The 25,642-nt window shown below is 71.1% G+C and carries 26 protein-coding genes; 9 read left to right on the forward strand and 17 right to left on the reverse strand.

The window, feature by feature from the left end; genetic code table 11:
- Positions 1–231: acetyl-CoA carboxylase biotin carboxyl carrier protein subunit (locus ACIP4Z_RS34800; protein ID WP_401314525.1), on the forward strand; the 231-nt coding region annotated here is incomplete at its 5' end.
- A gap of 25 nt (positions 232–256) precedes the next feature.
- Here ACIP4Z_RS34800 and corA read toward each other — a convergent pair.
- Positions 257–1,240, reverse strand: coding sequence for a magnesium/cobalt transporter CorA (gene corA / locus ACIP4Z_RS34805; protein ID WP_355347640.1), 984 nt, complete (start codon positions 1,238–1,240; stop codon positions 257–259).
- 194 nt (positions 1,241–1,434) lie between these two features.
- Here corA and ACIP4Z_RS34810 point away from each other — a divergent pair, with 194 nt between their 5' ends.
- The 3 genes from ACIP4Z_RS34810 (at position 1,435) to ACIP4Z_RS34820 (ending at position 3,885) form a co-directional block, all read left to right on the forward strand.
- Positions 1,435–2,649, forward strand: a complete 1,215-nt coding sequence (locus ACIP4Z_RS34810; RefSeq protein WP_401314527.1) for an AAA family ATPase — start codon at positions 1,435–1,437, stop codon at positions 2,647–2,649.
- 118 nt (positions 2,650–2,767) lie between these two features.
- Positions 2,768–3,409 (forward strand): HAD-IIIA family hydrolase, encoded by a 642-nt coding sequence (locus ACIP4Z_RS34815; RefSeq protein ID WP_355347634.1) that lies wholly within the window; start codon positions 2,768–2,770, stop codon positions 3,407–3,409.
- A gap of 134 nt (positions 3,410–3,543) precedes the next feature.
- Entirely contained in the window at positions 3,544–3,885 is a 342-nt protein-coding gene (locus ACIP4Z_RS34820) for a hypothetical protein (RefSeq protein ID WP_391164284.1), read from the forward strand.
- Between the two features lie 64 nt (positions 3,886–3,949).
- On the opposite strand, the gene ACIP4Z_RS34825 is transcribed toward ACIP4Z_RS34820, so the two are convergent.
- Both ACIP4Z_RS34825 and ACIP4Z_RS34830 read right to left on the reverse strand, forming a co-directional pair.
- A complete protein-coding gene (locus tag ACIP4Z_RS34825; protein WP_401314529.1) occupies positions 3,950–4,576 on the reverse strand; it encodes a TetR/AcrR family transcriptional regulator in 627 nt (208 codons plus the stop codon).
- A gap of 113 nt (positions 4,577–4,689) precedes the next feature.
- Positions 4,690–4,941, reverse strand: a complete 252-nt coding sequence (locus ACIP4Z_RS34830) for a hypothetical protein (RefSeq protein WP_355347625.1) — start codon at positions 4,939–4,941, stop codon at positions 4,690–4,692.
- Between the two features lie 213 nt (positions 4,942–5,154).
- Here ACIP4Z_RS34830 and ACIP4Z_RS34835 point away from each other — a divergent pair, with 213 nt between their 5' ends.
- Positions 5,155–5,748, forward strand: coding sequence for a hypothetical protein (locus tag ACIP4Z_RS34835; protein ID WP_401314531.1), 594 nt, complete (start codon positions 5,155–5,157; stop codon positions 5,746–5,748).
- A gap of 119 nt (positions 5,749–5,867) precedes the next feature.
- Here the strand turns inward: ACIP4Z_RS34835 and tkt are convergent, their stop codons facing one another.
- The 6 genes from tkt to ACIP4Z_RS34865 form a co-directional block, all read right to left on the reverse strand.
- Entirely contained in the window at positions 5,868–7,982 is a 2,115-nt protein-coding gene (gene tkt, locus ACIP4Z_RS34840; RefSeq protein ID WP_391052500.1) for a transketolase, read from the reverse strand.
- A gap of 52 nt (positions 7,983–8,034) precedes the next feature.
- On the reverse strand, positions 8,035–8,802 hold the full coding sequence (locus tag ACIP4Z_RS34845; protein ID WP_401314533.1) for an SDR family NAD(P)-dependent oxidoreductase: 768 nt from the start codon (positions 8,800–8,802) through the stop codon (positions 8,035–8,037).
- Positions 8,799–9,509, reverse strand: a complete 711-nt coding sequence (locus ACIP4Z_RS34850) for a nucleoside/nucleotide kinase family protein (RefSeq protein ID WP_355347614.1) — start codon at positions 9,507–9,509, stop codon at positions 8,799–8,801. The genes ACIP4Z_RS34845 and ACIP4Z_RS34850 overlap by 4 nt, the downstream gene beginning before the upstream one ends.
- Positions 9,506–10,291, reverse strand: coding sequence for an ATP-binding cassette domain-containing protein (locus tag ACIP4Z_RS34855; protein ID WP_391128062.1), 786 nt, complete (start codon positions 10,289–10,291; stop codon positions 9,506–9,508). Before ACIP4Z_RS34855 ends, ACIP4Z_RS34850 begins: the two co-directional genes overlap by 4 nt.
- Before the next feature lie 137 nt (positions 10,292–10,428).
- Positions 10,429–11,442: an ABC transporter permease gene (locus tag ACIP4Z_RS34860; RefSeq protein ID WP_355347608.1), complete on the reverse strand. Its 1,014-nt coding sequence runs from the start codon at positions 11,440–11,442 to the stop codon at positions 10,429–10,431.
- A complete protein-coding gene (locus tag ACIP4Z_RS34865; protein WP_355347605.1) occupies positions 11,439–12,467 on the reverse strand; it encodes a substrate-binding domain-containing protein in 1,029 nt (342 codons plus the stop codon). The genes ACIP4Z_RS34860 and ACIP4Z_RS34865 overlap by 4 nt, the downstream gene beginning before the upstream one ends.
- A 178-nt stretch (positions 12,468–12,645) precedes the next feature.
- Between ACIP4Z_RS34865 and ACIP4Z_RS34870 the strand changes: the two genes are divergently transcribed.
- Positions 12,646–13,878: an ROK family protein gene (locus ACIP4Z_RS34870; protein ID WP_355347602.1), complete on the forward strand. Its 1,233-nt coding sequence runs from the start codon at positions 12,646–12,648 to the stop codon at positions 13,876–13,878.
- A 16-nt stretch (positions 13,879–13,894) separates the two neighbouring features.
- On the opposite strand, the gene ACIP4Z_RS34875 is transcribed toward ACIP4Z_RS34870, so the two are convergent.
- Positions 13,895–14,449 carry a TetR/AcrR family transcriptional regulator C-terminal ligand-binding domain-containing protein gene (locus ACIP4Z_RS34875; protein WP_355347598.1) on the reverse strand — a complete coding sequence of 185 codons (555 nt, stop codon included), beginning with the start codon at positions 14,447–14,449 and terminating at the stop codon, positions 13,895–13,897.
- 75 nt (positions 14,450–14,524) lie between these two features.
- Here ACIP4Z_RS34875 and ACIP4Z_RS34880 point away from each other — a divergent pair, with 75 nt between their 5' ends.
- The gene (locus ACIP4Z_RS34880) at positions 14,525–15,823 is read left to right on the forward strand and encodes an MFS transporter (RefSeq protein ID WP_401314537.1); all 1,299 of its coding nucleotides are present in this window, start codon (positions 14,525–14,527) and stop codon (positions 15,821–15,823) included.
- A gap of 67 nt (positions 15,824–15,890) precedes the next feature.
- Here the strand turns inward: ACIP4Z_RS34880 and ACIP4Z_RS34885 are convergent, their stop codons facing one another.
- The 4 genes from ACIP4Z_RS34885 to ACIP4Z_RS34900 are packed head-to-tail and all read right to left on the reverse strand — an operon-like array spanning position 15,891 to position 20,607.
- A complete protein-coding gene (locus ACIP4Z_RS34885; protein ID WP_401314539.1) occupies positions 15,891–17,495 on the reverse strand; it encodes a glycoside hydrolase family 3 N-terminal domain-containing protein in 1,605 nt (534 codons plus the stop codon).
- Between the two features lie 7 nt (positions 17,496–17,502).
- Complete coding sequence (locus tag ACIP4Z_RS34890; protein WP_355347589.1) at positions 17,503–18,339, reverse strand: carbohydrate ABC transporter permease; 837 nt, start codon at positions 18,337–18,339, stop codon at positions 17,503–17,505.
- Positions 18,336–19,316: an ABC transporter permease subunit gene (locus tag ACIP4Z_RS34895; RefSeq protein WP_391164280.1), complete on the reverse strand. Its 981-nt coding sequence runs from the start codon at positions 19,314–19,316 to the stop codon at positions 18,336–18,338. Before ACIP4Z_RS34895 ends, ACIP4Z_RS34890 begins: the two co-directional genes overlap by 4 nt.
- Before the next feature lies 1 nt (position 19,317).
- Positions 19,318–20,607: a sugar ABC transporter substrate-binding protein gene (locus tag ACIP4Z_RS34900; RefSeq protein WP_355347582.1), complete on the reverse strand. Its 1,290-nt coding sequence runs from the start codon at positions 20,605–20,607 to the stop codon at positions 19,318–19,320.
- A gap of 264 nt (positions 20,608–20,871) precedes the next feature.
- On the opposite strand from ACIP4Z_RS34900, the gene ACIP4Z_RS34905 reads away from it, so the two are divergent.
- On the forward strand, positions 20,872–21,894 hold the full coding sequence (locus ACIP4Z_RS34905) for an SIS domain-containing protein (RefSeq protein WP_391052478.1): 1,023 nt from the start codon (positions 20,872–20,874) through the stop codon (positions 21,892–21,894).
- 186 nt (positions 21,895–22,080) lie between these two features.
- Here ACIP4Z_RS34905 and ACIP4Z_RS34910 read toward each other — a convergent pair whose 3' ends face one another.
- Together ACIP4Z_RS34910 and ACIP4Z_RS34915 are read right to left on the reverse strand one after the other, a co-directional pair.
- Positions 22,081–22,548: a MarR family transcriptional regulator gene (locus ACIP4Z_RS34910; RefSeq protein WP_391052476.1), complete on the reverse strand. Its 468-nt coding sequence runs from the start codon at positions 22,546–22,548 to the stop codon at positions 22,081–22,083.
- A gap of 142 nt (positions 22,549–22,690) precedes the next feature.
- A complete protein-coding gene (locus ACIP4Z_RS34915) occupies positions 22,691–23,650 on the reverse strand; it encodes an AraC family transcriptional regulator (protein WP_401314545.1) in 960 nt (319 codons plus the stop codon).
- A 113-nt stretch (positions 23,651–23,763) separates the two neighbouring features.
- Between ACIP4Z_RS34915 and ACIP4Z_RS34920 the strand changes: the two genes are divergently transcribed.
- Positions 23,764–24,516 (forward strand): SDR family NAD(P)-dependent oxidoreductase, encoded by a 753-nt coding sequence (locus tag ACIP4Z_RS34920; protein ID WP_401314547.1) that lies wholly within the window; start codon positions 23,764–23,766, stop codon positions 24,514–24,516.
- 413 nt (positions 24,517–24,929) lie between these two features.
- Here ACIP4Z_RS34920 and ACIP4Z_RS34925 read toward each other — a convergent pair whose 3' ends face one another.
- Positions 24,930–25,610 (reverse strand): TetR family transcriptional regulator, encoded by a 681-nt coding sequence (locus tag ACIP4Z_RS34925; RefSeq protein WP_391052465.1) that lies wholly within the window; start codon positions 25,608–25,610, stop codon positions 24,930–24,932.
- Between the last annotated feature and the right edge of the window lie 32 nt (positions 25,611–25,642).

The raw sequence follows: 25,642 nt of genomic DNA on the forward strand, positions 1-25,642 counted from the left end.
GGTGCGGCGGTCTCGGGTGACGCGCTGCCCTCGCCGATGCAGGGCACCATCGTGAAGGTCGCGGTCGAGGAGGGCCAGCAGGTCACCGCGGGTGACCTGATCGTGGTCCTGGAGGCCATGAAGATGGAACAGCCCCTGAACGCCCACCGGTCGGGCACCGTCATCGGTCTCAAGGCCGAAGTCGGCACCTCCGTCTCCTCCGGCGCCGTCATCTGCGAAATCAAGGAGTGAACGGGACTGCCCGACCCGCACCGGCTCAGAGCCAGCCGCGCCGCTTGAACAGGAAGTACAGGAAGGTCACCACCGACGCCATCAGGCCGAGCACCGCCGGATAGCCCCAGACCTGGCGCAGCTCCGGCATGTGGTCGAAGTTCATGCCGTAGATCCCGGCGATCATCGTCGGGGCCGCCGCCATGGCCGCCCACGCGGAGATCTTGCGCATGTCGTCGTTCTGCCGCACACCCACCTGCGTCAGATGCGCCGCCAGGATGTCGGACAGCAGCCGGTCGAGCCCTTCCTCCGCCTCGTTGACGCGCGCCAGGTGGTCGGCGACATCGCGGAAGAACGGCTTGGTGCGCGCGTCCACGAAGGGCGCGTTGCCGCCGGCCAGCCGGGCCATCGGCTCCGAGAGCGGACTGATGGCCCGGCGGAATTCCAGCACCTGGCGCTTGAAGGAGTAGATGACGCCCGCCACCCGCGAGGAGTCGCCGCCGGTGGGGGAGAAGACCTGCTCCTCCAACTCCTCCAGATCCACTTGCAGCTCCGCGGCGATGTCCAGATAGTCGTCCACGACCGCGTCGCAGATCGCGTAGAGCACGGCCACCGGACCGTGCCGCAGCACCTCGGGGGACTTCTCCAAACGGGAACGGGCGTCGGCGGCCGTCTTCGCGTGCCCGTGCCGCACCGTCACCACGAAGGAGTCGCCGATGAAGATCATCAGCTCGTCGGCCGTGACGCGGCTCTTCTCGTCGTCGTAGCGCAACGGCCGCACGACCGTGAACAGTGCCCCGTCGTACGCTTCCATCTTCGGCCGCTGACGGGCCTTGAGCGCGTCCTCGACGGCCAGCGGATGCAGGTCGAACTCGGTGGCGACCCGGTCGAACTCGCTCGTCGTCGGCTCGTGCATGCCGATCCAGACGAAGCAGTTCCCCGACGCGCGGGCCTCGGCGAGCGCGTCGGACAGGTCGTCCGGCGTCTTCTCGCGACGACCGTCCCGGTAGATGGCGCAATCCACGATCACGCGGTGATCCCTTCGGTGAACGTCCGCGGCCGTACCACCCACGCCCGCGCGGCTCCCAGGGCCCGTCCGGCCCTGGCCCGCTCCTGCCCGGAACGCGCCGCTTCATGGCCGGATCGCGCCTCCGCCGCGCCACGCCGCCGCGCGACCCGCCCGGTCGGCGCGGAACCCGGCGGCGCGGCTGACAGACTGGCCGCATGCAGGACACCTCCTTCTCGCTGACCCGTGTCCGGCTGCGGCAGTACCGCAGCATCCCGGAAGCCGACGTGGCGCTCGGCCCGCTCGTCTTCCTGATCGGGCCCAACGGCTCGGGGAAGAGCAACTTCCTCGACGCCCTGCGCCTGGTCTCCGAGGGACTGCGGACCTCCCTCGACGAAGCACTCGACCGGCGCGGCGGCGTCGCGCAGGTCCGCCGCAGGTCGGCGGGACACCCGACCCGCTTCAGCGTCGACCTCGACTTCCGCGGCCCGCACGGCGACGGCGGCTACGGAATCCAGGTCGCGGCCGAACGCGGCGGCGGCTTCCGTATCGTCCGCGAGCACTGCACCGTACGGGCCGCCGCCGCCCGCGACGGCGCGGGCACCGCACCGGCCGAGGCCGCCTACCGGGTGGACGACGGGGTGCTGACCTCCAGCACCGAGTCCGGTATGCCCGCGGCCGACCGTCACCGCCTGCTGCTCGCCGACCTCGCCACCCGCAAGCCCTTCAAGCACGTCCACGACGGCCTCGCCGACATCGGCGTGTTCACCCTCAACCCGGAGGCCATGCGCGAGCCGCGGACGCCCGGATCCGGTCAACTCCTCCAGCGCGACGGCTCCGACATCGCCGCGGTACTGCACCGGCTGGGCCGGAGCGCGCGCGGCCGGGAGGACAAGGCGCGGATCGAGAGCTATCTGCGGCAGATCGTGCCGGGCATCCACGGCGTGACCCGGCGCACGCGCGGGGGCCGCGAGATCCTGGAGTTCACCCAGGACGTGCCCGGCGCCAAGGCGCCCTGGCGGTTCGGCGCACCCTCCGTCTCCGACGGCACCCTGCGCGCACTCGGCGTCCTCACCTCGCTGTTCACCCCCGCGGGCGGCGCCTACAGCACGGCGGCCGTCGAGGAGCCCGAGACCGCCCTGCACCCCACGGCGACCGGCGCGCTGCTGGCCGCGCTGCGGGACGCCAGCGACCGCCGCCAGGTCATCGCGACCAGCCACAGCCCCGACCTCCTCGACACCGACGAGATCGACCCGGCGGAACTGCTCGCCGTCCGCGCGCCCGGCGGCCGTACCGTCATCGCCCCGCTCGACGCGCCCGCCACCTTCGCGCTCCGCGCCCAGCTCCACACCCCCGGCCAACTGCTGCGCGCCGACCAGCTCCTGCCGCACCCGTCCCCGCCCGCAGGGGAAGAGCGCGCGCGTGTGAGGTGAGACGGGCCGCCGTCCGCCCGCCCCGCGCGTCCACCGGTGAGCCGACGGCCGCCACGACGGAGTGAAGGACCGGTCGTGGCGCGCCGGGCGGCGCGGCGGCTGCCCTAGGGTGACGACGATGACTACCACGATCGTGTTCGACATCGGCGAGACCCTGATTTCCGACGCGCGGCACTGGGCGGGCTGGGCCGACTGGCTCGGCGTCCCGTCACACACCGTCTCGGCCCTGGTGGGAGCGGTCGTCGCCGAAGGGCGCGACGACGGCGACGCGCTACGGCTGATCACCCCCGGCCTCGACATCCCCGCCGCCTACGCCGCCAGGGAGGCGGCCGGGCGGGGCGAGCACCTGGACGAGACGGATCTGTACCCGGACGTCCGCCCCGCGCTGGCCCGGCTGCGGGAGGCCGGCATCAAGGTGCTCGCCGCCGGCAACCAGACCGCCCGGGTCGGGGAGCTGCTGCGCGGCCTCGACCTGCCGCTCGACCTGGTCGCCACCTCCGCGGAATGGGCCGTCGCCAAACCGAGCCCCGGCTTCTACGCGAAGGTCGTCGAGGTCGCGGGGGCCGAACCCGAAGAGATCCTCTACGTTGGCGACCACCCCGGCAACGACGTCTTCCCCGCGAAGCGCGCGGGACTGCGCGTCGCCCACCTGCGCCGCGGGCCCTGGGGCCACCTGTGGGCCGACGACCCCGACGTGGCCGCCGCCGCGGACTGGCGGATCAACTCCCTGACCGAACTCGTCGCCATCGCGTCCCGCTGACCGGCATCGGCACCGGCATCGGAACCGGCACCGGCATGGGCACCGGCATCGGAAGCCGTACCGCGCGCGGACCGCGACGGGATTGATCATCCGTTCCGTGGGGAGGCGGAGGAATGAGGAGAGAGGGCGGGGACATGAGCACGAGCTACCAGGACGGCTGGATCGAGTGCACACCTGACGCGCTCCGGATCCGCGGCTACTACTTCCCCTGGGGCACGAAGACGATTCCGTACGCGTCGATCCGCACGGTCACCCGCGTGAAGATGGGCGTGTTCAGCGGGCAGGGCCGCATCTGGGGCACCGCGAACCCCCGCTACTGGGCCAGCCTCGATCCGCGGCGGCTGTCCAAGACGGAAGGTCTCGTCCTGGACACCGGGAAATTCGTCCGGCCCTTCATCACCCCGGACGATCCGGCGGCCGTCGAGAGCATCCTGCGCGAGCGCTCCGGCGCCGGACCGGACGACCGGGCTTCCTAGGGCCTGTAGGGCCTGACCGATCCCGTACGCCTGTCCCCTGCGGGGGCCGGTCGTACGGAGGGCGTCAGCCGAGCGCACCCGCCACCGTCACGGCGGGCCCGGTCCGGCCGACGTCACCGGTCCCCGCCGCGATCAGCGCCGAGGCGGCGGCCCGGGCGGCGACGGCCGCCGAGGGGTCGCGGTCCATCCGGGCGGAGATCCCGGCGCCGTCGTAGAGCAGATGGAGCTGGCGGCCCAGCGACCGCGGGTCGGCGGCGCCCGCCTCACCGGCGAGGCGGGTGAACAACTCCCGCAGCCAGGCACGGTAGTTGTCCGCGGCCTCCTCCACGAGACTGCCGGGACCGGCCTCCGCGCCGGCCCGGACGAAGGCGCAGCCGTGGAAGTCCGGTTCCCCGAAGAGCGCGCCCTGCGCCTCGAAGACCGCCAGCAGCCGCTCGCGCGGAGTGTCGCGGCTGTCGACCGCGTCGGTGATCCGCTGGGTGATGCCCGCGTGGCGGCTGTCGAGGTAGGCCCGGATGAGCTGTTCCTTGCCGCCGAAGGTGTTGTACAGCGACGCCTTGGCCACGCCCGCGTGCTCGATGACCCGGTCGATGCCGACGCTCCGCACGCCCTCGGCGTAGAACAGCTCGTCCGCGGCGGCGAGCAGTCGCTCACGCGCCGACGGCTTCGTGGTGGTCCGGGAAGTCGCCATGGCCGTCACCTTTCGGACAGATCTGTCTGCATTATGCCCCGGCGGCGGGACAAGCCCGGGGGCGACGAGCCGGGACGGTCGGGGGGCGGTCGCGCCCGGCCCGGAGTCCGAGGTCACACGGCCGGCCGGGGGGACTGCTCGGAGGCGGCCCAGGTCAGTTGCTTGAGCTCCATCCGGGCGGCCGGAGCCGTTCCGGGCAGCGACGCCCAGTAGGGATGGGTGGAGATCCGGACGGAGAGCCTTTGCAGGCGGCGCCGGAGCACGGTGGTCTGCGTACCGGCGGGAGCGTCGGCGAGCAGGCGGTAGGTGATGTACCAGTCGCGCTGCGCCTCGATGAGATCAGCGGGGAAGTCGTGCTGCTTCATGGGGGCAATCCTGGCACGTGTTCGAATATTTGTGCGAGTCCATCTCGTCACGTTCGTACGACAGCCGCCCCTCCGCCGCCGGTGGCCGGGGACACGGCCGGGTGGAGAGGCGGTGGAGGGGCGGAGAATGGGGGAGAGGGGGACAATCGGGGTGTTCGCCCGCGTGTCGCGGCTCACGCGCCGCGGCTCGCCCCCGGTGGAGGAGGTCCGGACATGAACGAGGCAACGCGACGGCAGGGCGCGACCGTGTGGGACCCGGCGACGGAAGGCGGCACCGCGGGCCATGGCATGGGGGACCGGCCCAAGGGGCCGCACAACATCCAGAACCACTCCGAGGAGTTCGACCAGTCGGTCCGGGACGCGGAGACCGAGGCCGCCACCGCCGACCGGGCCCGCTTCCACGGCGTGTCCGTCCGGCTGCTGGAGTCGGGCACGGCGGTGCACGACATGATCCAGGCGCTGTTCAACAGGGAGACGACCGCCCCGGCCGATCTGCGGCCGGTGGCCGACGCCTTCCGTCGGCACTGCGCCGCCAAGGACGCCACGGCGGGGCGCGCGCTGGAGTCACACCCGCCGGTCGCCGAGGCGGTCAGGCGCGACCGCGAGGAGGGCGCGTACCTCCTCGCCCTCCTCGACGGCTCCATCGCGTCGCCGGGTCCGGCCGGAACGCGCGCCCAGACCGTCAACGGTGTGCTGGCCGACATCGACCAGTTCCTCGGCCACGAACAGCGCGACTTCATCCCGCTGATCGAGCGTGAACTCCCGGTCTCGCAGAGCAACCGCCTGGCCGCCTCCTTCGACGGCTGACGGCTGACTACTGACGGCCGGAGGACGACGCGTACGCCTGACGCCTGCGACGCCTGCGCCTCACACCTGCGCGGACGCCCGAACCCCGCGCTCCGACCGGCGGCCCCGCTGCGGCCTCACTACCTGCCCATCAGCTCCCGCGCCGCGGACGCGACCGCGTCCGCCGTCAGCCCGAAGTGCTCGTAGAGTTCGGCGGCCGACGCCGACGCGCCGAACTCCTGGACGCCGATCGACCGGCCGTCGAGGCCGATCAGGTCGTACCAGCCCTGACCGACGCCCGCCTCGACCGCGATCCGGCGGCGTACGCCCGGCGGGATGACGCTGTCGCGGTACGCCGCGTCCTGCGCGTCGAACCACTCACGGCACGGCATCGACACGACGCGCGCCCGTATCCCGTCCGCGGCCAGCGCCCGCGCCGCGGCGACGGCGAGCTGCACCTCGGACCCGGTGGCGATGACCACGACGTCCGGGTCGGCCGGACCGGCCGACGGGTCCGCGACGGGCGCCTCGTACCGTACGTAACCGCCCCTGACCGCCTCGGCGGCCGAGCCGAACCCGTCCGTGCCGTCGGGGAAGACCGGCAGGTCCTGACGGCTGAGGCTGAAACCGGTCGGCCCGGCGGACCCGGCCGCGCCGAGCACCTTCCACAGGGCGACGGCCGTCTCGTTGGCGTCACCGGGCCGCACGATGTCCAGGCCCGGAATCGCGCGCAGGGACGCCAGGTGCTCGACCGGCTGGTGGGTCGGGCCGTCCTCGCCGAGGCCGATGGAGTCGTGCGTCCACACGTAGAGCGTCGGCAGCTTCATCAGCGCGGCGAGCCGTACCGCCGGGCGCATGTAGTCGCTGAAGACGAGGAAGGTGCCGCCGTAGGGACGGCTGAGGCCCGACAGCGCGATGCCGTTCATCGCGGCGGCCATGAAGTGCTCGCGGATTCCCCAGTGGACGGTGCGTCCCGCCGGGTCGGCGCCGGGCTGCGCGCTCGACGCCGGAAGGAAGGACGAACTGCCCTCCACCGTCGTGTTGTTGGAGTCGCCGAGGTCGGACGAGCCGCCCCACAGCTCGGGCAGCTCCGCCGCCGCCGCGTTCAACGCCCGCCCGAACGCCTTCCGCGTGGCCACCTGGGTGTCCGCCGCGAAGACCGGACGCGCGTCCTCGAAGGCGGCGGGGAGCCCCTTGGCCGTCAGCCGGTCGAGCAGCGCCCGCCCGTCCGGATTTCCGCGCGCCCACGCGTCGAACGCCGCGTCCCACTCCCGGTGGGCCGCCGATCCCGCCGCGCGCGCCGCCGACGTCAGCCGGTCGTGGAGATCGGCCGAGACGTCGAAGGCGGTGTCCGGGTTCACGCCGAGGACGGACTTCGCCGCGCGGACCGCGTCCGCCCCGAGAGCGGAGCCGTGCGACTTCGCGGTGTTCTGCGCGCCGGGCACCGGCCAGGAGATGATGCTGCGCATCAAGACGATCGACGGCCGCGTCGTCTCGGCGGCGGCCTCCTCCAGCGCCCGCGACAGGGCGGACACGTCGATGTCGCCGTCGGCCGCGAGGCCGACCCGCTGCACGTGCCATCCGTACGCCTCGTAGCGGGCGCCGACGTCCTCGCTCGTGGCCAGGTCCGTGCTGCCCTCGATGGAGATCCGGTTGTCGTCGTAGACGACGACGAGGTTGCCCAGGCGCTGGTGCCCCGCGAAGGAACCGGCCTCGGCGCTGATGCCCTCCTGGATGTCGCCGTCGGAGCACAGGACGAACACCCGGTGGTCGAAGGGGCTTGTCCCCTCGGGCGCGTCGGGGTCGAGCAGGCCGCGCTCGCGGCGGGCGCCCATCGCCATCCCGACCGCGGTGGCGATGCCCTGGCCGAGCGGCCCGGTCGTGGTCTCCACACCCGGCGTGTGCCCCCACTCGGGGTGCGCAGGGGTGAGGCTGCCGCGCTTCCGGTAGGCGCGCAGGTCGTCCAGCGTGAGCGGATATCCGGCGAGGTAGAGCTGGATGTACAGCGTGAGGCTGGAGTGACCGCAGGACAGGACGAACCGGTCCCGCCCGCGCCACCGGGGGTCGGCGGGGTCGTGGCGCAGGAAGCGCCGGAATATCAGATGGGCGGCGGGCGCCAGGCTGACGGCGGTGCCGGGGTGACCGTGGCCCGCCTCCTGCACGGCGTCCATGGCCAGGACGCGGGCGGTGGTCACGGCCCGCTGGTCGTCCTCGGTCCAGGGTATGTGGGCATGCTGAACGTACGTGCTCGTCACGAGCGCTCCTTCGACACGAAAAGAGGGTGCGGGCGGGGCGGGGCCCGCCGGCTCACCAGAGGGTGTAGCCGCCGTCGATGACGAGGATCTCGCCGGTGACGAAGGACGAGGCGGGGCTGGCCAGGTAGAGCGCGGCCGGGGCGATCTCCGACGCCTGCGCGTACCGCTGCATGGGCACTTCGTCGATCCAGTAGTGCTTGTACTCGGGCAGGTCGATGTCCGAGATCTCGGTCTTCGTGTAACCGGGCGCGATCGCGTTGACCCGTACCGACCTCGGCGCCCACTCGGCGGCCAGGGACTTGGTCAGGTGGTGCACCCCGGCCTTGGACACGGCGTAAGGGGCGTGCCACTGCGGGCGGTTGATGATCATGCCGGACATGGAGCCGACGTTGACGATCGATCCGGTGCCGCGCTCGACCATCGACTCGCCGACGACCTGGCTGACCTTCCAGACCGCGTCGAGGTTGGTGGCCATCACACGGTCCCAACTGTCGTCGTCGATGCTCAGGGACTCGCCGTGGATGCCGATGCCCGCGTTGTTGATCAGGACGTCGACCGGGCCGAGCTCCGCGGTGACCAGCTCGTTCATGGCCACGATGTCCGCGCGGCTGGTGACGTCGGTCCTCGTCGAGATCGCGGTGGCGCCCAGCGCGGTGAGTTCGGCGACCGCCTCGGCGTTGCGCGCCTCGTCCCGGCCCGCGATGGCGACGGACGCGCCCGCTTCCGCCAGCGCGGTGGCGATGGCCTTGCCGATACCGCGGTTTCCGCCGGTGACGACGGCGACCTTGCCGTTCAGCCGGAACTGGTCCAGGACACTCATGCCGATTGCTCCTCGGTTGACGTCGGCGCTGACTGCGCGTCGGGCACCCGGACGATCCGGTCCGCGCGGGTGCGGGTTGCGTGAATGAGTTCTGCGTTGCGCTGGTCGGAGCCGTGCGACCGCTCGTACGCCTCCGCCGCCGACCGGCCGTACCGCATGTGCCGGGCGATCAGCCGTTCCATGCGCACGTCCTCGTCGGGGTCGACGTACCAGCACGCGTCGAGCAGCGGCTGTACGGCTCCCCACCGGGGCCCGTCGACCAGCAGGTAGTTGCCCTCGGTGACGACCAGCGGGACGTCACGGGGGACGGGCACCGCGCAGGCTATGGACTCCTCGATGGCGCGGTCGAAGAACGAGGCGTAGACGACCTCCTCGTCGCGGGCGCGCAGCCGGCGCAGGAGGTTGATGTAGCCGGCCGCGTCGAAGGTGTCGGCGGCCCCCTTGGAGGCGTGGCGGCCGAGCCGGTGCAGTTCGGCGTTGGCCAGGTGGAAGCCGTCGAGGCTGACGAGCACCGCCTGGTCACCGAGCGCGTTCACCAGGGCTTCGGCGAGAGTGGACTTCCCGGAGCCGGGCGCGCCCGTGATTCCGAGGATCCGGCGCTGCCCGGAAGTGATCAGCGCCCGGGCCGAGTCGATGAGGGCGTCGTAGTCCGCGCCGTCGGCCCCGGGATTGTGCTGGGGGTCGGCGGCCGGTCCTGGGGGGTTCAATTTTCGCCTTTCGAGAGATCCGTCGGTGCCGCGTGCGCGCCCTGCGGGGCGGAGTCCCCGGCGGGTGCTTCCACGCCCACGAGGGTGTCCGGCGCCTTGGCGCCGGTCATGACGGCGACGGCTTCTTCCATGCTGGTGTCGTTCTTGTCGACCAGGGCGATACGCCGCCCCAGCCGGTGGATGTGGATCCGGTCCGCGACCTCGAAGACGTTCGGCATGTTGTGGCTGATGAGCACCACCGGCAGGCCGTTGTCGCGAACGCGCAGGATCAGGTCGAGGACCTGGTTCGTCTCGCGCACGCCGAGCGCGGCGGTCGGTTCGTCCATCACCACGACGCGGGTCGCCCACGCGGCGACGCGCGCCACCGCGACGGCCTGCCGCTGCCCGCCGGAGAGCGTCTCGACCTTCTGCCGGATGGACTGGACGCGGATGCCCAGGTCGGCCATCTGCTGGGCCGAGCCGCGGCGCATGGCGCCCTTGTCCAACTGCCGGAAGACCGTGCCGAGTACGCCGCGACGGCGCTGCTCCCGGCCGAGGTAGAGATTCTGCGAGATGTCCAGGGCCGGGGCCACGCCCAGCTCCTGGTACACCGTCTCGATGCCCGCCCTGCGCGCGTCGAGCGGGCTGCGGAACTGCACTTCCTCGCCGTTCAGACGCAGGGTGCCGGAGCCGGGGACGACCGCGCCGGTCAGCGATTTGATCAGCGTCGACTTGCCCGCGCCGTTGTCCCCGATGACGGCCAGGATCTCGCCGGGCCGCAGGTCGAAGTCGGTGTTGTCCATGGCCACGACGTGGCCGTAGTGCTTGGTGAGGCCGCGGCCCTCCAGCACCTTCGGATGGGACCCGGACTCGGCGGGCTGGGACCCGGTGGGGGTGTACCTGCCGGGAGCGGACCCGTCGGGCAGGGATGCGGAGTGCGTCATCGCGACTGCCTCCTTCGTACGAGTTGGTCGACGCCGACCGCGACGACCACCAGGACGCCGGTGGCGACCTGCTGGTAGAGCGAGTCGATGCCGGCCTGGGTGAGGCCGTTCTGCAGCACGGTCACGATCAGCGCGCCGATGAACGTTCCGATGACGCCGCCGCGACCGCCGAACAGGCTGGTGCCGCCGATGACGACCGCGGTGATGCTGTCGAGGTTGGCGGTCGAGTAACCGCTCGGGTCGGCGGTCGGGGTACGGCCGAGCGCCTGCCAGGCGGCGAAGACGTAGACGACCGCGGCGACCATGTACACCCCGAGGAGCAGGCGCTTGACCTTGATCCCGGCGAGTTCGGCGGCCTTGTGGTTGTCACCGAGGGCGTAGACCCGCGTGCCCCAGGAGGTCTGTCCGAGGGCGTAGGCCAGGACGGCGGTGAGGCCGATCCAGAGCATCACGCCGTAGGTGATCGTCACCCCGCCGACCGTCACACCGTTGTTGAGGCAGGTCAGCAGGCTGGAGTTGATCGGGTACGTCTGCGACGAGGTGTAGAGCCTGGCCGCCGCGGCCACCACGGACATCACGCCGAGGGTGACGATGAACGGTGGCAGTCTCAGCAGCGAGACCAGCGCGCCGTTGACCGAGCCGACCGCCACGCACACCACCAGGCCGACCAGCAGCGCCAGGGCCGGGTTGTTGTGGACGGCGATCTTGCCGATCACGACAGAACCGAGCACCATGATCGCGCCGTTGGCCAGGTCGATCCCCGACGTCAGGATGATCAGGGTCTGTCCGAGGGCGAGGGTGCCGACCACGACGGACTGCTGGGCGATCAGCGACAGATTCTCCGAGTTGAAGAACGTGCTGGTCGACAGCGTGAAGACGATCACCGCGACGATCAGGGCGGCGAGCGGTCCGGCGATCTGGTTGCCGGCGAAGGCGCGGAGCAGGCTGCCGCGCGAGATCCCCGTCTCCAGCGCCTCCGCGTCCGCGTCATGCGTCGTCGTTCCTGTCACTTCGGACCCCAGCAGTGGTCGAGGCCCCAGGCGGAGGTCTCGGAGGCGATGCCCTTGACCGGCTTGTCGGTGATCAGGACGGTGCCCGAGTCGGTGACGCCGGCCTTCGGCTTGGTGCCGTCCTTGATGTAGGCGGCGGCGGCCTCGACGGCCATCTCACCCATCTTGCTGGGGAACTGCATGGCGGTGGCGCCGATGACGCCGTTCTTCACGTCCTGGACGCCGGAGCACGCGCCGTCGACCGAGACCAACGTGGTCTTGCCCGCGAGGCCCTTGTTCTTGATGGCGGTGTAAGCGCCGTGCGCGGTCGGCTCGTTGATCGTGTAGACGACGTTGATGTCGGGGTGGGCCGACAGCAGGTTCTCCATCGCGGACTGCCCGGTGTCGATCGTGCCCTGGGTGAGCGCGGTGCCCGCCACCTGCGGCGACTTGGCGGTGATGCCGTAGCCCTCGAGGAAGCCGTCGTGGCGTCCCTTGGCCGGACCGTCGGACAGGTCGAAGTCGAGCATCGCGATGTGCGGGTCCTGCGGCGAGGACGCCTTGGCCCACTGGCCGATGAGCTTTCCCGCGGCGACGTTGTCGGTCGCGTAGGTGGCGTCCGCGGCGCTCTCCGGCGACAGCGGCGAGTTGACGGTCATCACGAGGATGCCCTTGTCCCTCGCCTGCTTCACCACGCCGTTGAGCGCGGTCGCGTTGGCCGGGGTGAGCACGATGGCCTTGACCTTGTTGGCGATCATGTTCTCGATGGCGGTCACCTGGGTGGCGGAGTCACCGGGCACCTTGGCCTCGGCCTTCATGACCTTCCAGCCCTTGGCCTTGGCGGCGGCCTCGGTCGCCTTCTCCAGGGTGCCGAAGAACGGGTTGCTCAGGTTCAGCTCGACGATGCCGATCGTGACCGCTCCGCCGGAACTGCCGGTGGTGCTGCCGCTGCTCGAACTGCACCCCGCGACGGCGAGGGCACAGGTTCCGGCCAGGGCCATGACTCCGAGCTGTGCCGGTCTGCTGGCCCATCGGGTGATCTTCATGGGGTTCCTCCTGGATGCGGGGCCGTTAACTCGGCCAGTCGGCAGAGCACGGGGCGATGACAGAGATATTTCGCAATGTTTCACTGACTGTCAAGCAGAAATATTTATCTTTTGTCTTTCCATCGACAAAAGAACGTGCTTCACTAAGCTCTGGCCGACGTCCGAGACCGGGAGTGAGATGACTGCGACGACCAGTACGACGACAGGCGGCCCGTCACCGTGGCGGGCCGACGAGGGGCCTGGAAGAATCCTGGAACTCATCACCACGGGCCAGGCCCGCACGCGGTCCGCCCTCACCCAGGTCACGGGCCTGTCCCGGTCCACGGTCGGCCAGCGGCTCGACGCGCTGTTCGCCGCCGACCTGATCCGCGAGGGCGCGGAGAACGTGCCCTCGCGCGGCCGGCCGTCCAAGACGCTCCAGCTCAACCACGCGGCGATGCTGATGATCGGCGTGGACATCGGCGAGGAGCGGACCCGTATCGCGGTCACCGACCTCAACACCAACATCCTGGTCGACCGGGTCGAACGACTCGCCCTCGGTGAGGGCCCCGATGTCCTGCTCGACAAGATCACCGAGACCGTGCGCGACATGATCGTCCAGGCCGGACTGGGCGACATACCGGTGGCGGGCATCGGCCTCGGCCTGCCCGCGCCCGTGGACTACGACGCGGGCAAGGTGCTCGGCTGGTCGATCATGTCCGGCTGGGACGGCTACGACATCCGCGGCCACCTGCGCAGGACCTGGCAGGTCCCGATCCTGATCGACAACGACGTCAATCTGCTCACCCTGGCCGAGCACCGGCGGTTCTGGCGCGACGAGCCGCACCTGCTCTACATCAAGGCCGGTACGGGGGTCGGCAGCGGCATGGTGATCGGCGGCCAGATCAACCGCGGCGCCCAGGGCGCGGCGGGCGACATCGGCCACGCGCACATCGGCGGCTTCGGCGACCCCCAGTGCCGCTGCGGGAACCTCGGCTGCCTGGAAGCCCTGATCGGCGGCTGGGCCCTGGCCCGCGACCTGCGCAGCCGCCAGCACAGCGACAGCCACGACGCGCGCTATGTCGTCACCCAGGTCAAGCGCGGCGACACCGAGGCCGTCGCCAGCCTGCGGGCCGCGGGCCGCGTCCTCGGCGAGATGGTCGCCTACGCCACCAGCCTGCTCAACCCCGACGTCATCGTCCTCGGCGGCATGCTCGGCACCACCGGCGACCACCTGCTGGCAGGCGTGCGCGAGGTGATCTACCAGCGCTCACTCCCGCTGGCCACCCGGCAGTTGCGCATCGTGCCCACCCGCTACAAGTCCCGCGCCGGGATCGCGGGCGCGGGCTATCTCGTCCGCGACCACGTCCTGAATCCCGCGACCCTCGACATCACCCTGGCCGCCGGAGGCTCCCCGATCGCGGTGACGTGACCTCCGGCCCCCGCGGCTACGTGGTCGCCAGCAGCGTGGCGACCAGGCCGCGCGCCCATGCGCTGGAAGCGGGGCGGGCGCTGAAGATCGCGCGGTAGTACAGCGGGCCGAGCAGCGTGTCGACCGCGCGCTCCAAGGACGGGACCTTGCCGCCGCGCGCCTGCTCGCGCTCGATGATCGCGCGGAGCTGGTCGTGCCGGTCGGCCGTGCACGCGCAGCCGCCCTCCGGGCCCGAGCCGATCGTCGCGCGCATCAGGGCCAGCACGTCGGGGTCGGCGAGGTCGGTGGCGACGTCGCCCATCCACCGCTCCAGGTCACCGGCCAGCGAGCCGGAGTCGGGTACGACGATGTCACCGCTGAACCTGCTGGTCGCGACATCGGCCAGGAGCTGCGCCACCGAACCCCAGCGCCGGTAGACGGTGGTGGGGTGCACCCCGGCGCGCGCGGCGACGGCGGGAATGGTGAGCGCGTCGCCCGGTTCCGTGGCGAGCGATTCCTCGACGGCTCGGTGCACTGCGGCCCGTACGCGTGCGGAACGGCCACCGGGACGGGTCTGGACTGCTTCGGTCATGCGGAAATTATCGCACCAATCGCTGCGTTAGCATGAACGTCGCTAACGCAACGATCACTGCAATCGGAGAGTCGTATGACCGGAGCGCTGACGCCCCAAGAGAAGAGCCCCGCGTCCCCGGGTGTCACGTCCCGGGGCGCCGAGCCCGTGGCGATACCGGGCGCGGGGAACGGCTCCCGGCGGCGCGGCCTGAGCCGTCCCGTCGCCTTCGCCGCCATCGCCGCGATCTTCATCCTGTTCATGGCGGCGTCGAGCGCGCCGTCCCCGCTCTACGTCGTCTACCAGCACGAATGGAACTTCTCCGCGTCCATGCTGACCACCGTCTTCGCGGTGTACGTCGTCGGCATGATCGGCGCGCTGCTGGTGCTCGGGGCGCTGTCGGACCACATCGGCCGCCGCCCCGTCCTCGTCTCGGCCATCGCGCTCGAAGCCGTCGCGATGCTGCTGTTCATCGTCGCGGGAGACGTCTCCGTGCTGCTGGTGGCCCGCTTCGTCCAGGGCATCGCCACCGGCGCGGCCATGACGACACTCGGCGCGACCCTGGTCGACCTCAACCCACCGCACGCACCGCACCGCGCCGGAGTCATCAGCGGCGCGGCCCCCACCTTCGGCCTCGGCGTGGGCGCGCTCGGCTGCGGCTTCCTCGTGCAGTACGGCCCGCACCCGACCCGCCTGGTCTACGTACTCCTGCTCGCCGGTCTGGTGCTCGCGGGCCTGCTCGTCTCCCTGCTGCCCGAGACTTCGCAGCGGCGGCCCGGCGCGGCGCGTTCGCTGCAACCGCGCCTCGGCGTCGCCCCCCGGCTCCGCGCCGACCTCGTCGGACTCGTGCCGATCCTCGTCGCGAGCTGGGCGCTGGGCGGTCTGTACCTCGCGCTCGGCCCCTCGGTCGCGGTGGGACTGTTCGGCCTGTCCAGCCACGTCATCGGCGGACTCGTCGTCACCCTGCTGTGCGGACCGGCCTCGGTCACCGCCTTCGCCCTGCGCGGCTGGCCCACCGAACGCACCCTCGCGCTCGGCGCCGCCCTGCTGGTCACCGGCACCGCCGTCGGCCTGGCCGGAGTGCAGGCCGAGTCGGTCACCACGGCCGCCCTCGGCACCGCCGTCGCCGGTGTCGGCTTCGGCGCCGCCGGTCTGGCCAGCTTCGGCACCCTCGCCCGGATCGCCGAACCGGCCGAGCGCGGCGAGCTCTTCGCCGTCGCCTTCGTGATCTCCTACCTCGCCTTCAGCATCCCCGCCGTGGTCGCCGGATTCGCCACCACCGACGTCGGCCTCCACCGCACCGCCGTCGTCTACAGCGCGGCCGTCATCGTCTTCGGCGCCCTCGCCCTGATCGCCCAACGCGTCCGTATCAGCCGCACGGCGGCGAACGCGTAGCACCGACGCGCGGCGCCCACCCGCAGCACCCGCGGTCCTCGGCCCCACGGCCGAGGGCCGCCGGGCGTCAGCGGGTGAGCAGCGCGGCGACCGCCCGGGCGGTGGGGAGGGATTCGCCGTGGGTGAAGACCGCGTTGACCGCCTCGGGCAGGACGTCCTCGGTGCCCGGCCAGCCGAGGCACACGACGACGGCGCCGGGGGAGAGGGCCAACTGCCGTGCGAGCGCCGCGTCCTGGGCGGGATCGCTGCCGGGAGTGCCGACCAGGACCACATCGGCCGGGATACCGGGGGAGGCCGTACCGTCCTGCGCCTCGCCCGGTGTCAGGTCCCCCTGCTGGGCCCGGCCCTCGACGGTCGCCGTCCGCGCGAAGACCGCCTCGACGGTCGAGCCGGGCAGCCGTTCGAGCAGGGCGTCCGCGACCAGGTCGGAGAGCCGCCCGGTCGCCACATTGCGCCGCCTGCGCACGTCCACGACGCGCACCGCCCCGCTCAGCGAGCCGGCGACCTGTCCGCGTACGCGCAGTGCCCGCCGCGCCGCGGCGGCGTTGGCGTCCGTCACGTCCGACGTCACCGAAGCTTCCGAGACGTCGCCGCCTCGGGCCCCTCGGGCCCCTCGGGTCCAGTCCGCGAGGGCGTGGACGCGGGCCGCCGCCTCTTCGAGCCGGGCCACCGGCAGGCGGCCCTCGGCGACCGCCCGCGTCACCGCGTCCAGCACCGTGCGGAATTCCTCCTCGTCGGTGGGCGTGCCACCGGTCAGCGGCAGGCCCGGATTGCCCAGGCACACCAGATCGACGCCCGCGGCCAGCGCCCGTACCGCGCTCTCGGCGAAGCCGATGGTCTCGGCGACCGCCAGCATGCTGATCGCGTCGGAGACGATCACGCCGTCGAAGCCCAGACCGTCGCGGAGCAGGGCGACGACGGCGGGACTGACGGTCGCCATGGCGCTGTCCAGCGCGGGGAAGACGATGTGCGAGGTCATCACGCAGCGCACCCCGGCCTCCACCGCGCCCGCGAACGGCACGAGGTCCCGGCTCCGCAGCGTCTCCAGATCGACCCCCACGACCGGCAGGCCCACGTGCGAGTCGACCTTCGTGTCGCCGTGACCGGGGAAGTGCTTGGCGCAGGCCGCGACCCCCTCGGCCTGCATCGCGGTCACGAACGCGGCCGTGTGCGTGCCGACCAGATCGGGGTCCGCGCCGAAGGAGCGCACCCCGATCACCGGGTTGGCGGGGTCGGAGTTGACGTCCGCCACCGGCGCGAGCGCCAGGTCGATGCCCGCCGCCCGTACGTCACGGGCGATCCCGCGCGCGACCGCCGCGGTCAGCGCGAGGTCGTCGGCGCGGCCGAGCACCGCCGCGCCGACGTGCGGAGAGCCGCCGCGCACATGCAGCCGGGTGACACCGCCGCCCTCCTCGTCCATCGCGATGACCGCCCGCCCGGCCGCGTGGATCCGCTTTGACAGCGCCGCGGTCTGCTCGGGCGACTCCAGATTGTGCCCGAAGTAGCAGACGGAGCCCAGGCCGTCGCGCAGGGCGTCGAGCAGCCACGGCGGCGCCGACGTACCGGTGAAGCCCGGCATGAGGACGGCATGGACCAGCCGCCGGGTCCGCTCGTCCACGGCGGGCGCCGTGCTCGTGGTGCTCCCGGAGGTCCCGGTGTTCACAGATGACATGGAGTCCTCACTTCACGGCGCCGGCCACCAGGCCCATGGTCAGCCGTCGTTGGGCCAGCACGAAGACGATCACGACCGGAATCGTCACCAGCGTGGAGGCCGCCATCAGGCCGCCCCAGTCGTTGGTGTTCTGGCCGAGGAACTCCGCGAGGCCGACGCCGACGGTCATCCTGTTCTGGTCGGACAGGAAGGTCAGCGCGAAGGTGAACTCCTCCCAGGCCAGGACGAAGGAGAACGCGCTGGTGGCGATGAGTCCCGGCACGACCAGCGGCAGCAGGATCGAGCGGAACATCCGCCACCAGGAGCAGCCGTCCAGGTAGGCGGCCTCCTCCAACTCGACCGGCACCGCGGCCACGAAGCCCCGCAGATTCCAGATCGCGAACGGCAACGCGAAGGCCGTGTAGACAACCGCCAGGCCCAGCAGCGAGTTGAGCATCCGCAAGTCCTTCATCTGAAGGAACAGCGGGATGACCAGCGCCTCGGCGGGCAGCATCTGCACCACGAGGATCAGCACCAGCACGGTGGTGCGCAGCCGGAACCGGAAGCGCGCCATGGCGACCGCGCCGAGCAGCGCGAGCACACCCGAGGCGACCACCACGATCACGGTGACGATCGCCGAGTTGACCATGTAGCGGCCGAAGCCGCCCGAGGCCCCCGAGGACATCACCTTCGAGAAGTGCCCCATCGTGAAGTGGGTGGGGAACAGGCTGTCCGTGCCCGAACTCGCCCGCCCGTTCAGGGCCGTGGAGAGCATGAAGTACACCGGGAACAGTGTGAACAGCAGGACCAGCGCCGTGGCCGCGAACTTGCCGGTCCTGACCCAGTTGGAGGATCTGGCAGTCATCGGATCTCATCCTCTTTGAACAGCACCCGCAGGTACACCGCGGTGATCGCCAGCAGTACGACGGTGAGCAGGACGGCGATGGCCGCGCCCAGCCCGTACTGGTTCTGGTTGATCGCCTTCATGTAGGACCACACACCGAGGTTGAGCACGTCCGGGTTGGAGCCCGCGCCGCCCGGCATCAGGTAGATCTGGGTGAAGACCTTGAAGTCCCAGATCGTCGAGAGCACGGTGACCACGGCGAACACCGGCCGCATTACCGGCACCGTGACGTGCCAGAACCGCTGCCAGGCGCTCGCGCCGTCCAGCCGGGCCGCCTCGTGCAGTTCCTGCGGCACTGTGGTCAGCCCGGCGAAGACGGTGATGGCGACGAACGGGTAGCTGTGGTGGATCACGTTCAGCTCGGCGATCGAGTAGAACGACAGCCGGTCGGTGAACCAGTTGTACCCGTCGGGACCGAGCAGCCCGACACTCTGGAAGGCCCGCCGGGCCAGGCCCGAGTCCGGATCGAAGATCCACACCCAGACATAGGTGCCGGTGACCGCGGGCAGCGCCCACGCGATGAGCGCGGAGGCGATGACGGCGGCCCGCGACTTGGGACCCAGGGTCTGGAGCAGCAGCGCCACCAGCGTCCCGAAGACGATGGTGCCCGCGACGGCGACCAGCGCGAAGAGCACGGTGTTCGGCAGCACGGTGTGCCACAGATACGAGCCCGCCAGCGCCTCGCGGTAGTTGTCCACACCGATGTACGTCGGGTGGCCGGAGATGATCTCCTTCAGGCCGTAGCGCTGGAACGACAGATAGGTGACGCGCACGATCGGGTAGAGCAGCAGCGCCGCGATCACGGCCAGCGGCGCGGCGAGCAGCAGCCACGGCCGCAGCCGGGCCACGAGCGGCGGCGTGCGCCGGACCGGACGGCGCGCGTCCTCCGCGAGTGCGGGGACGGTGCGCACGCCGTCGGTCACGGTGACGTCCTCCACGTCAGCTCCCCTGGAGCGTCTTGGTGATGGAGTCAGAGGCTGTCGTGGTGGCCTTCTGCACCGAGGTGCCGGTAAGGATCGACTGGAGCATCTGCGTCACGGTCTGGTCGCCCTCGACGGCGCCCCACTGCGGCGCGCTCGGCACGTTCTTGCCCGCTTCGAGCATCGTCTTGGCGAACGGCGCCACCAGCGGGTCGGGGCTGTTGGCGTACTGCTTGAGCTGCGTGGTGGTGCTGGGGAAGTAACCCGCCTGGTCCGCCCACTGCTTGCTCAGGCCGCCGGTGGTCATCATCTTGATGAACTTCCAGGCCAGATCGGGGTTCTTGCTGGTCTTGAGGACCGCGAGGTTGGAGCCGCCGAGGAACGCGGGCGCGATGCCGCCGTCCTTGCCCGGGATCGGGAAGGCGCCGATCTTGTCCTTGAGGGTGGGGTCGGTGGCGACCGCGGTCTTCGGGGTCCAGTTGCCCTGGATCACCATGGCGGCCTTGCCCTTGACGAAGGAGTCGAGCAGGTCGGTCTCCTTCCAGGTCGAGGCGCCGACGCTGGAGGAGTCGTCCTTGAGCGCGAGGTTGGTGTAGAACTCCAGGCCCGCCCGGGCCTGCGGCGAGTCGAGGGTGCCGGTCCACTTGCCGCCGCTGTCCTTGGCGAAGTCACCGCCCGCACCCCAGATGAAGGGCGCCGAGGCGTACGAGCTGGCGCCGGCGATCGGCATGGGCATCATGTCGGGCTTCTTCTGCTTGAGCGTCTTCACGGTCTGCTCGAGCTCGGCCCAGGTGGCCGGGGTCTTCAGGCCCAGCTCGGTGAAGACGTCCTTGCGGTAGACGATCGCCCGCACACCGGCGTACCAGCCGACGCCGTACTGCTTGCCGTCGTAGGTCGCGGAGTCCTTCAGAGCGGGGATCAGGTCCTTGGAGATGCCCGCGGAGTCGATCTGCTGGGTGAGGTCGGTGAGCCCGCCCGCGGCGGCGAACTCCGGGGTCCAGGTGGTGCCGATCTCCGAGACGTCGGGACCGCCGCCGCCCGCGAAGGCGCGGACCAGCTTGTCGTGGGCGTCGGCCCACTGCACTTCCTGGATCTTCAAGGTGGCGCCGGTCTCGGCGGCGAACTCCTTCTTCGCCGCGGCGTAGAAGGCCGTCGCGTCCGGGTTGGTGCCCTTCATGACCCACCAGGTCAGCGACTTGCCGTCGGCGGAGGAGGGGGAAGAGGAGGACGAGCCGTCGTTCCCGCACGCGGTGAGCAGGAAGACGGCCGCGGTGAGCCCGGCAATGCCTGCCTTGCACATAGATCTCATCGAGCTGTGTCTCCTTCGCGGTGCGGTGCCAGAGGTGTCGGACGGGGACCCCGGCGGCGCCGTCCCCCGTACGCGCAGCCCCGCCCGCCGGGCGTACGGCATGGCCGGACGGTCCGGCTGCGGACCGCCCTTGGGCTGCGGTGATTCGGCAAGTATGGAGATGACGGCCTGACGCGTCAATAACTACCGCGAGCGGCGGTCATAGTGTTCGTTTTTAACATCATCTCCGGGCTACGCTGTCGCTGACGTCATCTGGAGGAAGCCATGGCCAAGCGCGCACTGTTGCCCGTGCCCACCGCGCAGGACGCGTCCGCCGCGGTCCCTCCGACCGCGGCGGCCCCTCCCGTCTCCGGCGTCACGGCGCACCGGGCGCCCGACGACGCGCGCGCCGGTGACGTACTGGTCAGGATCCGCGGCGCCGTCCCCTCCCTTCAGCCCGCGGAGAAGCGGGTCGCGGCGGCGATCCTGAGCGATCCGGCCGGGGCGGCGCGGCTGTCCAGCACGGCGCTGGCCGGGCAGGCGGAGACCTCGGTGACGACGGTGATGCGCTTTTGCCGGACGATCGGGCTGCGCAATTACCCGCACCTGCGCGTGGCGCTGGCCGGAGCGGCGGCGCGCGAGGACGCGCAGAGCGCGGACCGGCTACGGGCCAGCGGCGACATCAGCGAGGCGGACACCCTCGCCCAGGTCGTGGACAAAATCGTGTACAACGAGGCGCGGGCGCTGGAGGAGACCGGTGCCAACCTCGACCTCGACACCCTGGAACTGGCCGTACGGGCGATATCCCAGGCCCGCAGGATCGACATCTTCGGCATCGGGGCGAGCGGCTTCGTCGGCCAGGACCTGCACCAGAAGCTGCACCGCATCGGCCTCATGGCGTTCATCTGGACGGACGCGCACGCGGCCCTGACCGCCGCCGCCCTGCTCGGCAAGAACGACGTGGCGGTCGGCATCTCCCACTCCGGCGCCACCGTGGACACCGTCGACCCCCTGGAGGCCGCCGCCGAGCGCGGGGCGACCACCATCGCCCTCACCAACTTCGCGGGCTCGCTGCTCACCCGGTCCGCCGACCTGGTGCTCACCACCGCGGTCCGCGAGATGCCCCTGCGGTCCGGCTCCACCGCCAGCCGGATCGCCCAACTGGCCGTGGTCGACTGCCTGTTCGTCGGCATCGCCCAGCGCTCGTACGACCGCGCGACCGCCGCGCTCGCGCAGACCTACGGCGTGGTGCACCAGCGCCGCCCCCACCCCCACCCCGGCCGACGCGCGTCAGCCGAGGACCACTGACCCCGCCACACCGCTCGACTCGCCCGCCGCCACCGCCCTGCCGCCTTCTGCGCCGACGCCCTCCGTGCGCGGCACTGCCCTCAGCCCAGCGCTCCGGTGCCGGCTCCGCGGCCATTCGCGTCGCCTTCGAAGCACCTGACGAGGCCCTGGCGGCCGGGCAGAACGTGAACTGACGGTGACGCCCGGTCAGTCCGGCTGCTTCTCGATGTGGTCCAGGATTCTCTTGGAGATCAGAGCGAGCGTGCTGAGCTGACTCGGGGTCAGGGCATCGACGAACAGGCGCCGTACGCGCTCCACGTGCATCGGCGCGGCGTCTTCGATCGCCTTGTAGCCGGCGGGAGTCGCGACGACGAATGCTCCACGGCCGTCGTCGGGGCATTCCTCCCTGACGGTGAGCCCGCGTTTCGTCATCCGCGAGACCTGGTGGGACATCCGGCTCTTCTCCCACTCCACGGATTTGGCCAGATCCAGGAACCGCATGCGCCCCCCGCCCCTTTCGGTGAGGCTGGAGAGCACGATGTAGTCGGACGCGGACATTCCGGAGTCGGTCTGGACGTGGCGGGACAGCCGTCCGATGAGGGTCTCCTGCATGCGGATGAAGCTGTCCCAGGCGGCCTTCTCTTCCGGCTCGAGCCAGCGCGGCGTCACGTCCATACGCACAGTCTATCGATGTTGTTGACATCTCATCTGCTCCCGTGGCAAGCAGGACGCGACCCGATGTCCCCACGTCAGGCCCGCGGATCCGCCGTATGAGTCGCGGGCGCGAGCGGGGTCGGCTGAGCGTGGGACGGCTCCTTCAGTTTCCGTTCGCGGCCGAGCGTGATGACTGCCGTTCCTCGTTCCGGAACTGTGCGGGCGATGAGCCGACGACGCGGCGGAACGCGGTGCTGAACGCGCTCTCGGACCGGTAACCCGTGGCGCGCGCCAGCTCGGAGATCGACAGAGTGTCGCGGGCGAGGGCGTCGCGGGCGAGGCTGATGCGCCATTGGATCAGGTACTCCAGCGGCGGGACCCCGACGTGGCTCTTGAAGGCATGGGCGAACGCGGAACGTGACATGTGGCTGATCTCGGCGAGCTCCTTGAGGGTCCAGGAGTGGGCCACGTCCGCGTGCACGGCGCGCAGGGCGGCACCGATGCCGTCCTCGTTCAGGGCGCCCAGCCAGCCGGTGGGCCGGTCGGTCTGACCGGCGTGGGCGCGGAGCATGTGCACGAGCAGGATCTGCGCGAGGTGGTTCTGCACCAGCGGGCCACCGGCGGCGGTGATCCCGACCTCGGTGGCGAGGAGATCGATCAGCCGGGCGAGCGGCCCGCCATGAGGATCGCCGGCGCGGACGATCACGAGCGGCGGCAGAAGATCGGTCAGGAGTGCCGCGTTCCTGTCGTCGAACGCGATGTGCCCGACGCAGAGGTAGAGGTCCTCCTCGGACTCCGGGCCGATCCGCACGAATCCGTCGTCGGCGCCCGCCCACACCGGCTCCGCGGGGCGCGGGCTTGCGTCGAGCGTGCTGGCCAGCACGTAAGGCGGCGGGTTGCCCAGCATGAAGGTGTCACCCTCCCGCAGGAGCACCGGCTCGTGCCCTTCGAGGATCAACCAGCACGTGCCGCGTACGAGGCCCCCGACCCGCACGTGAGGAAACGTGTCGAAGCGCAGAGCCCACTTTCCCGAGGCCCGGAGATTGGGCCCGATCACCGTGCGGGGCCGGAGCAGGCTGATCGCGTCGGCCACCGGATCCCCGAACCCGAGCATCGACGACATCTCCTGGACGATACGTAAACAATGGAGGACTATCCGTGATTGATCGTACTCCTCTGCTCCCGCAGTATCGATGTCGTACAGATGGGCACCGGGACGGTGAGGGAGACATCCACATGGGACAGCTGGAAGGCAGGACGGCGGTGGTCACCGGGGGCAGCACGGGTATCGGTCTGGCCACCGCGGTACGGCTGGCGGACGAGGGCGCGTACGTCTTCGTCACCGGTCGCCGCGCGTCCGAGTTGGAGGCCGCCGTCAAGACCATCGGAGCGGACCGGGCCACCGCGGTCGTCGGCGACATCGCGAAGCCGGAGGACCTGGACCGGCTCTACGCCGCCGTCCGGGCGCGAGGCAACGGTCTGGACGTGCTCGTGGCGAACGCGGCGATCGGCGCGTTCGTGACACTGGAACAGACCACCGAGGAGCACTTCGACCAGACCTTCGGGGTCAATGTCCGAGGCACCCTGTTCACCGTGCAGAAGGCGTTGCCGCTGCTCAACGACGGAGCGTCGGTCGTCCTGGTCGGCTCGACGGCCAGCGACCGCGGCGTGGAAGCGTTCGGCGCCTACGCGGCGTCGAAGGCGGCCGTCCGGTCCTTCGCGCGGACGTGGTCCAACGAGCTCAAGACCCGCGGCATCCGGGTCAACGTGGTCTCGCCGGCATGGATCGAGACGCCCGGGGGCACCGCCGCCTTCGGCGACGAGGAGACCGCCCGGGCCGTCAAGGAGAACGTCGCCGCGACCGTGGCCAAGGGCCGCATGGGCCAGCCCGAGGAAGCCGCCGCGGTCGTGGCCTTCCTCGCCTCGGAGCAGAGCAGCTACGTCGTCGGCGCGAACATCTACGTCGACGGCGGCACCAACCAGATCTGACGTGGACGGGACGATCCCGAGGTCGCCTTCGGCGTCGCAGCCGACGAGCCCGTACGGAAGCGCCACCGGGCGTGCGATGTCGGCCCCCAGGGCCGAAGCGGCCGAGACGTGCGGCGGCTCGACAGCGCGTCGGGTTCGGGCACCAGGTCGACCGGGAACGGTCCGTCGTGCGAGAGCGCCCGCCTCCGCAGTACCCCGGCATCTGCTCGGAGGTGCTGATCATCTCGCGGTATTCGCCGCACTCGACGAACAGCCGTTCCGGGTGCGTCTCCTGGAAGAAACCGGTGCCGATCTGACGGGACGGGATGGGTGAGGCGAGTGCCAGCACGGGTGCGCCGGAGCGGTGCGCGTTCCTGGTGCGAGCCGAGTCACAGGCCGGGCGGTGGGGAGGGCCGGCATGAACGCGTGAGCGATCAGTCTTGAGGAGCCTTGAGTTCGAGACTCGCCGGGAGCGCGGCGACGGTGCGGTTGAGGAGAAGGACGAGACTCTCCGCGCTGTCGCCGTCTTCCGGGCGCCGCATCCAGACTCGTTGGGCGTCACGCGAGGCGACGAGGAAGAGGTCGAGCAGGAGCCTGGGCCTGGGATCGTCCGCATCCGAAATGCCCAGGACCGGTGCCAGGGTGCTCAGCGCAGCCTGAACGGCCTCGTCGCAGAACCGGAGATTGTGCGCGGCGAACGACGGGTGGACGGCGTCGAGCCCGAGCGCAAGGAGCGTGAGCCGGGTCCAGTTCGCGTCCCGAGCCGCACATTCGCGGATGGAGGCGACCAGGGTGTCGCGCAGGACGGAGAGGACTGTCGCGTCGGCGTCGCGGGACTGCGGCTCCGAATCCAGCCGCCGCAGGAACTCGCGCCACAGATCCTGCAACGGCGTCATCGCCGCGTCTTCCTTGCTGGTGAAGTACCGGAAGAACGTGCGCTTCGAGACGCCCACCTGAAGGCACAAGTCGTCGAGGGTGACAGCATCCGCGCCGTGAAGGGTGAAGGACTCCAGCGCATGGACCACCAGGTCCCGGCGGGTCTGCGCCTTCTTGCGCTCCCTGAGTGTCTCCGGCCGGGCTCCGCCCTGCCCTCCGACCGGTCTGGCGCCATCCACGCGTGCAGCCTACCGTGAAACCCTCGATGTGC

The sequence above is a fragment of the Streptomyces sp. NPDC088910 genome, assembly GCF_044749865.1.
Classification (GTDB): domain Bacteria; phylum Actinomycetota; class Actinomycetes; order Streptomycetales; family Streptomycetaceae; genus Actinacidiphila.

Coding starts and splice junctions, on each gene's coding strand:
- ACIP4Z_RS34810 (WP_401314527.1), top strand. CDS start 1,435: ATGCAGGACACCTCCTTCTCGCTGACCCGTGTCCGGCTGCGGCAGTAC.
- ACIP4Z_RS34815 (WP_355347634.1), top strand. CDS start 2,768: ATGACTACCACGATCGTGTTCGACATCGGCGAGACCCTGATTTCCGAC.
- ACIP4Z_RS34820 (WP_391164284.1), top strand. CDS start 3,544: ATGAGCACGAGCTACCAGGACGGCTGGATCGAGTGCACACCTGACGCG.
- ACIP4Z_RS34825 (WP_401314529.1), bottom strand. CDS start 4,576: ATGGCGACTTCCCGGACCACCACGAAGCCGTCGGCGCGTGAGCGACTG.
- ACIP4Z_RS34830 (WP_355347625.1), bottom strand. CDS start 4,941: ATGAAGCAGCACGACTTCCCCGCTGATCTCATCGAGGCGCAGCGCGAC.
- ACIP4Z_RS34835 (WP_401314531.1), top strand. CDS start 5,155: ATGAACGAGGCAACGCGACGGCAGGGCGCGACCGTGTGGGACCCGGCG.
- ACIP4Z_RS34845 (WP_401314533.1), bottom strand. CDS start 8,802: ATGAGTGTCCTGGACCAGTTCCGGCTGAACGGCAAGGTCGCCGTCGTC.
- ACIP4Z_RS34855 (WP_391128062.1), bottom strand. CDS start 10,291: ATGGACAACACCGACTTCGACCTGCGGCCCGGCGAGATCCTGGCCGTC.
- ACIP4Z_RS34865 (WP_355347605.1), bottom strand. CDS start 12,467: ATGAAGATCACCCGATGGGCCAGCAGACCGGCACAGCTCGGAGTCATG.
- ACIP4Z_RS34870 (WP_355347602.1), top strand. CDS start 12,646: ATGACTGCGACGACCAGTACGACGACAGGCGGCCCGTCACCGTGGCGG.
- ACIP4Z_RS34875 (WP_355347598.1), bottom strand. CDS start 14,449: ATGACCGAAGCAGTCCAGACCCGTCCCGGTGGCCGTTCCGCACGCGTA.
- ACIP4Z_RS34880 (WP_401314537.1), top strand. CDS start 14,525: ATGACCGGAGCGCTGACGCCCCAAGAGAAGAGCCCCGCGTCCCCGGGT.
- ACIP4Z_RS34885 (WP_401314539.1), bottom strand. CDS start 17,495: ATGTCATCTGTGAACACCGGGACCTCCGGGAGCACCACGAGCACGGCG.
- ACIP4Z_RS34890 (WP_355347589.1), bottom strand. CDS start 18,339: ATGACTGCCAGATCCTCCAACTGGGTCAGGACCGGCAAGTTCGCGGCC.
- ACIP4Z_RS34900 (WP_355347582.1), bottom strand. CDS start 20,607: ATGAGATCTATGTGCAAGGCAGGCATTGCCGGGCTCACCGCGGCCGTC.
- ACIP4Z_RS34905 (WP_391052478.1), top strand. CDS start 20,872: ATGGCCAAGCGCGCACTGTTGCCCGTGCCCACCGCGCAGGACGCGTCC.
- ACIP4Z_RS34910 (WP_391052476.1), bottom strand. CDS start 22,548: ATGGACGTGACGCCGCGCTGGCTCGAGCCGGAAGAGAAGGCCGCCTGG.
- ACIP4Z_RS34915 (WP_401314545.1), bottom strand. CDS start 23,650: ATGTCGTCGATGCTCGGGTTCGGGGATCCGGTGGCCGACGCGATCAGC.
- ACIP4Z_RS34920 (WP_401314547.1), top strand. CDS start 23,764: ATGGGACAGCTGGAAGGCAGGACGGCGGTGGTCACCGGGGGCAGCACG.